Below are 11,231 nucleotides of genomic sequence, written 5' to 3' on the forward strand. Positions count from 1 at the left end.
TTTTGTTTTACGCATCGACATTGATTTTTCACTAGGATATGACTATAATGAATAGAGACATTGAAAGGAGTTCAAAGTATGGAAATAACAAAAGATATCAGATATGTAGGTGTTAATGACCATCATATTGATTTATTTGAAGGACAATACGTTGTCCCAAATGGTATGGCTTATAATTCTTATGTGATTTTAGATGAAAAGATTGCGATAATGGATACTGTAGATATTCATTTTACACATGAATGGCTAGATAATATTGATGAAGTTTTACAAGGGCGTCAGCCTGATTATTTAATTATTCAACATATGGAACCTGACCATTCTGCTAATATCTTAAACTTTATGAAAGTTTACCCTAACACAACATTAGTGGGGAATGCTAAAACATTTATGATGATAGAACAGTTCTTCGCTTTAGATGAAAACTATCAAAGATTAGTTGTGAAAAATGGTGAAGAATTATGTTTAGGTCAACATACATTATCATTTGTATTTGCGCCAATGGTGCATTGGCCTGAAGTAATGATGACTTATGATCAAAAGGATAAGATTTTATTTTCAGCAGATGGATTTGGAAAATTTGGAGCTAATGATGTTAAAGAAGACTGGGATGATGAAGCACGTCGTTACTACATTGGTATTGTTGGAAAATATGGTGCACAAGTCCAGGCAGTGCTTAAAAAAGCTGCAACTTTAGATATTCAAATGATCTGTCCATTACATGGACCTGTTTTAAAAGACAATCTATCACACTATTTGAATCTTTATCAGACATGGTCATCTTATAGTGTGGAAACAGATGGTGTTATGATTGCTTATAATTCTATTTATGGACATACTCAAAAAGCAGTTGATTTATTGGCATCAAAATTAACAGAAAAAGGATGTCCAAAGGTTGTTGTGCATGATTTAGCACGTGATGATATGGCTTTATGTGTAAGTGATGCTTTTCGATATGGTAAGCTTGTTTTAGCTTCAGTGACTTATAATGCAGATGTTTTCCCATTCATGAAAGAATTTATTCATCATTTAACGGAAAGAAATTTCCAAAATCGTACAATCGCATTAATAGAAAATGGATCATGGGCTCCAATGGCTTGTAAAGTCATGAAAGGCATGTTAGAAAACTGTAAGAACATAACTTGGGCTGAAAATCATGTCACTGTTAAATCAGCATTAAATAGTGAAAGTCAAGAAGCCATTGACCAATTAGCGGATGAATTATGTCGTGACTATATCGCCAAATCTAATGATAAAGCAAATAAACATGATATGAGTGCTTTATTTAAAATTGGTTATGGACTTTATGTTGTGACAAGTCATGATGGTAAACAAGATAACGGATTAATTGTTAATACTGTCACACAAGTCAGTGATAATCCAAATCGTGTTGCGGTGAATATTAATAAACAAAATTATTCACATCATGTCATTAAACAAACGGGAAAAATGAATGTCAACTGTTTATCTGTTGATGCTCCATTTAGTATTTTTGAAAGATTTGGTTTCCAAAGTGGTCGTACAGTTAATAAATTCGATGGTTTTGAACCATTATATGCTGATAACGGTTTAGCTTTCTTACCTCGTTATATTAATGCTTTTATGTCACTTGAAGTTGAAGAATATGTAGACTTACAGACACATGGTATGTTTATATGTAAAGTAACAGAAGCGCGCGTCATTTCTGATTTAGATACAATGACTTATACATATTATCAAAATCATGTCAAACCAAAACCTCAAACAGAAGGCAAAAAAGGATTTGTATGTAAAATCTGTGGTTACATTTATGAAGGAGATGTTCTTCCAGAAGACTACATCTGTCCATTATGTAAACATGGTGCTATTGATTTTGAACCAATTCAATAAAAAATTCAAAACGAATGATTTATACAATCATTCGTTTTTTTGTGCCGTATCCTGTATGATTTGTCCATCTTCAATACGTAAGATACGATCAGCTACATTAGCAATCATTTCATCATGTGTCACCATAATGACAGTTTCATGATATTTTCTTTGTGCTATTTTTAATAATTGAATCACTTCCTGTGAACTCTTCGCATCTAAATTTCCAGTTGGCTCATCGGCAAAGATAATTGCTGGTTTAGAGGCCAGTGCTCTAGCAATTGCGACACGTTGCTGTTGTCCACCTGAAAGTTCATGAATAAAGGCGTATTTCTTTTCCTTAAGTTTCAATAAATCAATAATCTCATCCACATATTCTTCATCCACCTGTCTATTATCTAAATGAATTAGTAAAACAATATTTTCAATCACATTATGAGTTGTAATCAGATTAAAGAATTGAAACACAAATCCCATTTTTCTCCTTCTTAAACGCGTTAAACGATCATCATTCATATCATAGAGTGATTCTCCCTGTAAATAAACTTTTCCAGCATTTGGCTTTACCAAACCAGCCAATACATGCAATAAAGTACTCTTCCCACTACCACTGGTTCCAACAACAGCCACAAAAGAACCTTCTTCAATTTCTATTGAAATATTCTTAATCGCATCTACCTTGTTTTCAGCATATCCATAAGTTTTTCTTAAATTCTTCCCTTCTAAAATGATCATGATAATCCACCTCCATTATCAATATTTATTAAATCATTCCATAAAACATATAATGGCATCATATAAATAACCACACATATACCTAAACATATGAAACTCATCACAAGAAATTCCACTATAGGAATATAGACAATCTGAAAATAAGATTCTACCAATAAAATCAAAGTTATATTCATAATATTAATAATGACAAAAGAATAAAAACCTTTTTCTACTTCTTTGATTAACATTTCTCTTTTTGTCATTCCCACAATTCTCATCATCATATAATCTCTTTGATGATTGATGAGATAATTTTTATTTAAGTAATAACATAGAATAAAAAACATAATGAGACCAACAATCATCATTTCATTATCTACAAGAAGTGGTATTTCTTCAATTGACCCATTATATCGTGTAAATTCTTTCAATCCCATATCATAGATAGATATTCCTCCAATATCATTATCTTCAATCATTTGGACGACCACTATTATTTTTATAACTTTCATCAATATAACATCATCATCCTATACCACAATTCAAATATGAAATCCTATTAAAAAGGCATAAACCTAAGAGTATATCTTAAGTTTATGCCAATGGATGAGAAATACTCATCTTAATCTACCATAACAACAGCACCTTTATATTCATCTTCTACAAATTGTTTTATTTCATCAGATTTTAAGACTTCAATCAATGCTTTAATCTTTTCATCATTTTCATGACCTTCTTGTACTGCAACAATATTCACATATGGATTATCAGCATCTACTGTTTCAATAATTAACGCATCTTCTGTTGGATTTAATCCAGCCTGCAGGGCATAGTTTCCATTAATCGCAACTAAATCTCCTTGATTATTTTGATAAGCAGTTGCAAGTAATTCTGGTTTAATTTCTTCAAATGATAAATTCTTTGGATTAGATACAATATCCTCTGTTGTTGCTTCAAGACGTTCGACATCATCACTTAATTCAATCACTCCAGCATCTTCTAGAATTCCAAGAATTCTTCCATGGTCAGCTACAGAGTTAGAAATAATCACTTCCCCATTTTCAGGAATATCTTTAATATCTTTTATTGTCTGAGAATAAAATCCAAATGGCTCTAAATGAATACCAGCTTCCTCTACAATTTTATATCCATGTTCACTAAGTTCACCTTCAAAGAATGGACGATGTTGGAAATAGTTAGCATCTACTTCTCCTGCATCTAAAGCTTTGTTGAAAATATAATAATCATCCAACACTTTAATTTCTAAATCAATGTCATATTTTTCTTTCAATATAGGTTTAGCTTCCTCTAAGATTTTAGAATGAGGATCTAATGTTGCAGAAACAGTTAATGTTTTTTCATCACTCGCTGTGTTTCCACCTCCACAACCTGTTAATCCAATAGCTAAAAATAATGCACAAATTCCAATAAATAATTTTTTCATATGTTTTCCTCCCTATCTCTTATCAATTCTTTTCACAATCAAATCACCAATAATCTGTATAATAAAGACAATCACTAAAACAAAGAATGTCGCTGTATACATAACTGGCATATTTTGTCTAGCATATCCATACATATATGCTAAGTTTCCAAGTCCTCCAGATCCAATACATCCTGCCATAGCTGTATAACCTACCAAAGAAATAGCCATAACAGTCATACTTGAAATTAATGCTGGTTTAGCTTCAGGTATAAGAACCTTTGTAATAATCTGCCAGGAACTTGCCCCCATAGCCTTGCTGGCTTCAATTGTTCCTTTATCAATCTCACTTAAAGCTATCATACACATTCTTGCATAGAAAGGTGCACTTGATAGAATCAGTGCTGGTAAAGCCCCTTTGACTCCTAACATTGTTCCCATAATTTTAATTGTAAACTGTAGAAGCAGGAATATTAAAATAATAAATGGGATAGCTCTAAAAAGATTAATAATAAAATCTAAAATACGATGAATAACTTTATGAGGATAAAGTCCGTCTTCTTTTGTGATATAAAGGATGATTCCTAAAACAAACCCTAATATAACAGCAATCACTAAAGAAACCACTGTCATCAATAATGTTTCCTGGATGGCAACATACATAGCATCCCAGTCAATTTGACTTAAAAATTCACTCATCTTAAATCACCTCCACAATAACCTGATAGTCTTTAAATTTTTGAATGACATCTTCATAATCCTGTTGTGTTCCACCTATGACATTGACAATCAATACTCCAAAAGAACTATCAATTGTATTTGTGAGATTTCCTGAAACAATACTTAAATCTAATTTTGTTTCTTTAATGACACGAGAAACAATAGGTTGTCTGGAAATATCTTCATCAAATGTTAATCTTAATAAAATACCATCTGGATAAATCTGTTTAAGATTTTCATTTTGCTTATCATCATCAATCTTACTTGATATATCTCTGACAAAACGTTTGGTAATGTGATGATGAGGATGTTCAAAGATATCTTTGACACGACCTGTTTCTACAACTTTCCCTTCACTCATAACAGCGATACGATGACAGATTTTTTGTACGACTTCCATCTGATGTGTAATCATGACAATCGTAATCCCAAGTTTTTGATTGATATCTTTTAATAAATCTAAAATCTGTTCCGTTGTATCAGGGTCCAATGCACTGGTTGCTTCATCACATAACAGAATACTTGGATCATTGGCCAATGCTCTTGCGATACCTACACGTTGTTTCTGTCCACCAGATAATTCACTTGGATAAGCATTTTCACGTCCCTGCAATCCAACCAGTTCAATTAATTCTTTTGCTTTTTGAACACGTTTGCTTTTTTCAACACCAGCAATCTCTAATGGCAATTCAATATTTTTTTGTACTGTTCTTGACCACAATAAATTAAAATGTTGAAAAATCATTCCCATCTCTGTTCTTTTCTTTCTTAAATCTTTAGCATTGTATAATGAAATATCCTCACCATCAATAAAGACTTCTCCACTTGTCTGTTTTTCAAGCTGATTAATAATACGAACAAGTGTTGACTTCCCAGCACCACTATATCCAATAACCCCAAAGATTTCACCATTCTGGATTGTTAAATTAACATCCTGACAGGCATGAATATCTCCTTTAGGTGTATGGAAAACTTTTTGAATATGTTTTAATTCAATCATGAAATCCCTCCTATAAATAAAAAAACCCGTCCCGCTAAGGACGAGTATATAACCCGTGTTACCACCTTAATTCATCGTTACATCACTATAACAATCTCTTCGAGTACCAACATACTCTAGTACGATAACGGGTACACCCGCCATTAGCTAAATCATTCACTAATGAAACTCCAAGACCATCTTCATTTATGCCTCAATATTCTTTTCCACCAACCAAGAACTCTCTATCAAATCATCATAAACTACTCTTCTCTTCACTGTTGTTAATAATATATTATCTTGTCTATAAACATTTGTCAAACACTTTTTATAAAAATGCATGATCTATCTGTATCACACAAAAATAGTGTGAATTGATTTGTTGAATCGCTTCTGTGATTTTTTGCTTCAACTCCTGATGTGAAATTTCATCATCAGCAGGCAATAAAACATCAAAAATCAGATTAACATGTGTTGGTCCTTTGACCAGTCGAAAATCATGAATGCTATAGTTTGGATTCAATGCCTGAACAATGTTTTGAACTTCCTGTTTTAACTGATTTGTAAGTTCATCCATTGTATCAATAGGATCCATATGGATTGTTGTTAAAATATTAAACTTTTCTAATAAATCTCTTTCAATAACATCAATCTGATCATGAACAGTCATGATATCTTCATGACAATCCACTTCAGCATGAAAAGTCATATATTGACGTCCAGGTCCATAATCATGCAACATAAAATCATGAATACCTAAAACCTGATCAAATGATAGAACATACTCATAGATGTCATTAACCAGTTCTTTATCAGGCGCTTTTCCTAATAATGGATCAACAGTATCCTTAAAAATATCAATTCCTGACTTAAACACAACAATAGAAACAATAACCCCAATTATTCCATCCACAGGAAATGAGGTTACTAAGCTTAAACATAAAGAAACCAAGGTTGCAAGAGTTGCACAGACATCATTTAAACTATCTTGTGAAGCTGCTTTTAAAGATGTGGAATCAATGATTTTTCCAGCTTTTCTATTAAAAGAAGCCATCCATAATTTGATAAAAATAGATGCAACCAAAACAATGACTGCACCCCATGTAAAAAGAAGGGTTTCAGGTTTGATAATTTTCATCACTGATTCTTTAAAAGAGGAAAACGCTACTAATAAAATTAAAAAAGAAATGATTAATCCTGCAATATATTCATAACGACCATGTCCATAAGGATGGTCACTATCAGGATGTTTTCCTGCTAATTTAAAACCAAAAAGTGTTGCTAAATTGCTCCCCATATCTGATAGATTGTTAAATCCATCAGCCTGAATAGCTACTGAATGTGTCATAAATCCAAATAATAATTTAAAGATGACCATGACACAGTTACATATAATAGAAAGAACACTACATAGTGTTCCATACTTTTCTCTTATTTCAGGTGCTTGTGTATCTTGATAATTTGGAATTGTTTTTTTAACAATCAAATCAAACATAATAACCTCCTAAAAGATATTAGAAATTTTTTTCAAATAAATATTTCTACCTTTTCTTTGAGCAAGTCCACAATCTTCTAATTCTTGAATATAACCATCAATTTTTTGCTGATCAACATTTTTATGAGCTAAGTCTTTTAAAACTTCAATCATTTGAGGATGATCATCTTTAATATAAGCAAATCCATCATAATCATATAATGGTGTTTTCAACATAACATTCAAACATGCAACATAAGCCCATTTGACTTCCAAACGGACAAGTTTGTATTGCATTGTATCAAACAATGCATTTGGCATATAATATTTATCTTCATGATTTTTTAAATCCTTTATATCATTTTTATCATAACAGATCATTTTTATTCCTCCCTCTATGTTTTTTCATTATAACATAGAATATGACGATTTGGTAAATAATATTATGATTTTCTTATCAATGACACACAAAAGATTTATCATATTCTTTGCTTTTTTAGCCTATACTTTCTATAATGAGGACAATAAAAAGGAGGTTTTCAGATATGAAAATTTATCACAGTATTCAAGAGATGGTAGGACAAACACCTATTCTACAATTACATCATATAGAAAAGCAGGAACAAACTCAGGCCCATTTATTCGCCAAGCTGGAATATTATAATCCTGCTGGCAGTGTCAAAGATCGTGTTGCAAGAGGTATGTTATTAGATGCTTTAGAATCTGGAAAACTACAACCTGGCGCAACAATTATAGAACCAACAAGCGGTAATACAGGTATTGGATTATGTGCCATTGGCGTGGCTTTAGGCTTTGAAGTCATTATCGTAATGCCTGATACAATGAGTGAAGAAAGAAGAAAACTCATGAAAGCATTCGGTGCCAAGCTTGTTTTAACACCCGGTCAAGAAGGAATGACTGGAGCCATTAATAAAGCTAAAGCTTTAGCAAAAGATATTCCTCAAAGCTTCATTCCTAGTCAGTTTACCAATTCAAGCAATCCAAAAGCCCATTATCTATCAACAGGTCCAGAAATTAATGAACAGATGGATGGAAAGGTAGATATCTTTGTTGCTGGTGTCGGAACTGGTGGGACAATCAGTGGAGTTGGACAATATTTAAAAGAAAAGAATCCACAGGTACAAATCATTGCGGTAGAACCAAAAGATTCTCCACTCCTTTCAAATGGACAAACAGGTCCTCATCAGCTTCAGGGTATTGGCGCAAACTTTGTTCCTGAAACTTTAGATACACATATTTATGATCAGATAATAACTGTTTCTACTGATGAAGCTTTTGAAGCTGCTAGACAGCTTGCTCAAAAAGAAGGAATTCTCACTGGTATTTCTTCAGGTGCTGCTTTATATGCTGCTAAAACTTTAGCTAAACAGCCTGAAAACAAAGATAAGAATATTGTTGTTTTATTACCTGATGGTGGCGATCGTTATTTATCAACAGCATTATATGAATAAAAAAGGGAAGTTATTTCAAAACTATGAAATAACTTTTTCTTTTCAATCAAAAAGCGAGTCATTCAACTCGCTTATCTTGATTTTTCGATAATCTAATTTGTCACGGGATTTTCCAAAACGAATAAGTTTTACGGGAAATCCTGTTTTTTTGTTTTCTAATACTATGTCCCAAAATCGTGGAAAGTTCAATGGTTTGTTGGTTATATGATTTATATAAAAAGTTTTAAAGATTGTTCAAATATTTCTTTATTTTTATCTATTTGATGTTATATGATTTAATTATAAAGACGATAAGTATATTTGTTTACGATTACTTTAAATCCATTTATTTTGTAGATGTTATTAATTGTTGCGCTTATTATAGACTGTATATAATATCTCATAAGATCAACTATTAATTTATTGACTAATATGTCATCTATTTCATTTTTATATGATATATATGCTTTTTCAACTTTATTCAAAATATATCAAAATAGAAAAAATCATTATTCCATCATTGATATTTCATGCTATCTGGTCACAATGACCTGTCAAACGTACTATAGGGTAGGTAGTCCTACATTCTTATAATCAACAGTGCACATTAAAAACAGAATATTAAACATGCCAAATTCTCGACTAAATGTAAAATAAATATCCACGAGCTTAGCTCAATGTCATTAAATTAAGAATATATTGAAGCGGAAGATTTAATAATAAATCTCGCCGCTCTTTTTGATTTTTTCTGTTCAAAGCATTGATAAATCTTCACATATGTACGGCTTATTATCAATAATAAAGAATTGATAATAAGCCTTTTGTTTATAGGTAGAGAATTTTGGAGGTACTGCTTATGAACAATGAACGACATTAAAAAAAGTTTTATTACAATCAATTTCAACACTTTCCCAACAAAAAGAAAAGTTCCTTTTCAATCCTCGTATTGATTTTACGAGAAAAAGAAAACTTTCTTTTGATGAATTAATCAAGTTCGTTATCTGTATGGAATCAAGCACTATCAAAGATGAACTTTATAAATATTTTGGTTTGTCAGGCAATGGCATAACTGCATCTGCTTTCATACAGCGGAGAAGTAAGATTAAGCATGAAGCTTTTAAATATGTTTTTTAAGTTTTCAATGAAAAAACTATTCAGTTTAAATTATATAAAGGGTATAGGTTGATAGCTATTGATGGATCTACATTACCAATATCGATCGATATAAGTGATAGCGAAACATATTCACTTAATCATGGTAAAAATGAACAGGGATATAATGCTTTTCATCTCCATTCTTCGTATGATTTATTGGAGCACACTTATGATGACATTATCATTGAAAGAGAAGCAAAATATAATGAAAAAGTGGCATTTATTGACATAATAGACAGATATACCGGTAAAAAAGCAATTTTTATCGCAGATAGAAATTATGAATCTTATAATTTATTTGAGCGTGTTTTAAATTCAAATAATAAATTTCTTATTCGAATTAAAGATCACGATAGTAATGGAATGCTTAAAGGTATGCACATTTCTCTATCTGGAGAATGTGATGTTGATGTATCCAGAATTTTAACTTTCAAACAAACAAAAGAAGTGAAGGAGCATCCTGAAAAATATAGATTTTTTCCTAGAAATATTCGTTTTGACTATTTGGATAATAATGTTTCTTATTATCAGTTTAAGCGCAAAATTTTAAGAATTAAAATTAGTGATGATAATTATGAATGTATTGTCACAAATTTAGAAAGAGATAAATTCCCATTAGAAGAAATCAAAAAATTATATAATATGAGATGGGGAGTCGAGACTGCATTTAGAGATTTAAAATATGCAATCGGACTTAATCCTGTTCATGCAAAGGAGAGAGAATTAATCAAACAGGAAATATATGCAAGACTTATTCTTCATAATTTTTGTGAAAGAATTATAAGAAAAATCAAAATCCAAAAAAGAAAGAAAATATCAATATCAAGTCAATTTTACAAGAGCTGTTCATATTCTAAGAAGTTTTTTGAGAATAAAAAAGGGGCTGTAACGAAATAACTTTTTAAAGAGTTGATTTTGTTTCAGCTCTTTTCTTTTTCTGTTTTTAGGCAATAAAAAAAACATCTTCTCTCTTCTTCTGATCTCAAGATGCAATATTTTTGTTGATTCTTCTTCTGTTTTCCCTATTTTTGGGCGCAATATCCCTATATCGTTCAAAATTTGTTTTTTTCATGTGCATATCTTTTTAATTGAGAAGCAATTTCTCCCTTTCTTCCTTCTCCCTTTTCAGGCGATATTTATGATATTTCCTTAAATTATAGCCTAGACACACAATGAGAAATTCCATTTTTGCATTTTTCAATCCTCTTCTCGTGAATCTTGTGAATTTCATGTCCTGCTTGATGACTCCAAATGCTCCTTCGACCTGTATGCTTCTCTGTCTCTTTAATTCTCTTCCAAATTCTGTTGACAGATTTTCATCTACAACTGCATAGAATTCATCTGGTACTATGCGACGAATATCATTTTTCTTTGTAATGCATGCAAAATGAATATTACTATAGGATGTCAGATTTCTATCTTCTAAATAGCTAATAAATTTTCTAAGACCAATAATTTCTGCAG

General features: G+C 31.3%; 11 protein-coding genes and 1 other annotated feature. Of the genes, 3 read left to right on the forward strand and 8 right to left on the reverse strand.

Annotated features, from left to right (window positions below; all coding sequences use genetic code 11):
* Positions 1–78: 78 nt before the first annotated feature.
* Positions 79–1,869: a flavin reductase gene (locus B5E79_RS10490; protein ID WP_087243321.1), complete on the forward strand. Its 1,791-nt coding sequence runs from the start codon at positions 79–81 to the stop codon at positions 1,867–1,869.
* Between the two features lie 27 nt (positions 1,870–1,896).
* Here B5E79_RS10490 and B5E79_RS10495 read toward each other — a convergent pair whose 3' ends face one another.
* The 7 genes from B5E79_RS10495 to B5E79_RS10525 all read right to left on the reverse strand — a co-directional run bounded on the left by B5E79_RS10495 (position 1,897) and on the right by B5E79_RS10525 (position 7,542).
* Entirely contained in the window at positions 1,897–2,583 is a 687-nt protein-coding gene (locus B5E79_RS10495) for an ABC transporter ATP-binding protein (RefSeq protein WP_164483501.1), read from the reverse strand.
* Positions 2,580–3,044, reverse strand: a complete 465-nt coding sequence (locus B5E79_RS10500) for a hypothetical protein (RefSeq protein WP_087297992.1) — start codon at positions 3,042–3,044, stop codon at positions 2,580–2,582. The genes B5E79_RS10495 and B5E79_RS10500 overlap by 4 nt, the downstream gene beginning before the upstream one ends.
* Before the next feature lie 143 nt (positions 3,045–3,187).
* Positions 3,188–4,009 (reverse strand): MetQ/NlpA family ABC transporter substrate-binding protein, encoded by an 822-nt coding sequence (locus B5E79_RS10505; RefSeq protein WP_087243327.1) that lies wholly within the window; start codon positions 4,007–4,009, stop codon positions 3,188–3,190.
* Positions 4,010–4,021: 12 nt separating this feature from the next.
* The gene (locus tag B5E79_RS10510; protein ID WP_087297993.1) at positions 4,022–4,687 is read right to left on the reverse strand and encodes a methionine ABC transporter permease; all 666 of its coding nucleotides are present in this window, start codon (positions 4,685–4,687) and stop codon (positions 4,022–4,024) included.
* A 1-nt stretch (position 4,688) separates the two neighbouring features.
* On the reverse strand, positions 4,689–5,708 hold the full coding sequence (locus B5E79_RS10515) for a methionine ABC transporter ATP-binding protein (RefSeq protein WP_087297994.1): 1,020 nt from the start codon (positions 5,706–5,708) through the stop codon (positions 4,689–4,691).
* 33 nt (positions 5,709–5,741) lie between these two features.
* Positions 5,742–5,975: a binding site (T-box leader), on the reverse strand.
* Positions 5,976–6,015: 40 nt separating this feature from the next.
* Positions 6,016–7,182, reverse strand: coding sequence for a cation diffusion facilitator family transporter (locus B5E79_RS10520; protein WP_087297995.1), 1,167 nt, complete (start codon positions 7,180–7,182; stop codon positions 6,016–6,018).
* A 9-nt stretch (positions 7,183–7,191) separates the two neighbouring features.
* A complete protein-coding gene (locus B5E79_RS10525; RefSeq protein ID WP_087243331.1) occupies positions 7,192–7,542 on the reverse strand; it encodes a hypothetical protein in 351 nt (116 codons plus the stop codon).
* Between the two features lie 164 nt (positions 7,543–7,706).
* On the opposite strand from B5E79_RS10525, the gene cysK reads away from it, so the two are divergent.
* Positions 7,707–8,633: a cysteine synthase A gene (gene cysK, locus B5E79_RS10530; protein WP_087297996.1), complete on the forward strand. Its 927-nt coding sequence runs from the start codon at positions 7,707–7,709 to the stop codon at positions 8,631–8,633.
* Positions 8,634–9,764: 1,131 nt separating this feature from the next.
* On the forward strand, positions 9,765–10,664 hold the full coding sequence (locus B5E79_RS10535) for an IS4 family transposase (RefSeq protein WP_087297997.1): 900 nt from the start codon (positions 9,765–9,767) through the stop codon (positions 10,662–10,664).
* Between the two features lie 187 nt (positions 10,665–10,851).
* Here the strand turns inward: B5E79_RS10535 and B5E79_RS10540 are convergent.
* Positions 10,852–11,231: transposase (locus B5E79_RS10540; protein ID WP_241147488.1), on the reverse strand; the 380-nt coding region annotated here is incomplete at its 5' end.

The sequence above is a fragment of the Massilimicrobiota sp. An134 genome (assembly GCF_002160815.1).
Lineage (GTDB): Bacteria > Bacillota_I > Bacilli_A > Erysipelotrichales > Coprobacillaceae > Allocoprobacillus > Allocoprobacillus merdigallinarum.

Excerpts from the sequence above, each read along its gene's own strand:
- B5E79_RS10490 (WP_087243321.1), top strand. The coding sequence starts at position 79 with ATGGAAATAACAAAAGATATCAGATATGTAGGTGTTAATGACCATCAT.
- B5E79_RS10495 (WP_164483501.1), bottom strand. The coding sequence starts at position 2,583 with ATGATCATTTTAGAAGGGAAGAATTTAAGAAAAACTTATGGATATGCT.
- B5E79_RS10500 (WP_087297992.1), bottom strand. The coding sequence starts at position 3,044 with ATGATTGAAGATAATGATATTGGAGGAATATCTATCTATGATATGGGA.
- B5E79_RS10505 (WP_087243327.1), bottom strand. The coding sequence starts at position 4,009 with ATGAAAAAATTATTTATTGGAATTTGTGCATTATTTTTAGCTATTGGA.
- B5E79_RS10510 (WP_087297993.1), bottom strand. The coding sequence starts at position 4,687 with ATGAGTGAATTTTTAAGTCAAATTGACTGGGATGCTATGTATGTTGCC.
- B5E79_RS10515 (WP_087297994.1), bottom strand. The coding sequence starts at position 5,708 with ATGATTGAATTAAAACATATTCAAAAAGTTTTCCATACACCTAAAGGA.
- B5E79_RS10520 (WP_087297995.1), bottom strand. The coding sequence starts at position 7,182 with ATGTTTGATTTGATTGTTAAAAAAACAATTCCAAATTATCAAGATACA.
- B5E79_RS10525 (WP_087243331.1), bottom strand. The coding sequence starts at position 7,542 with ATGATCTGTTATGATAAAAATGATATAAAGGATTTAAAAAATCATGAA.
- cysK (WP_087297996.1), top strand. The coding sequence starts at position 7,707 with ATGAAAATTTATCACAGTATTCAAGAGATGGTAGGACAAACACCTATT.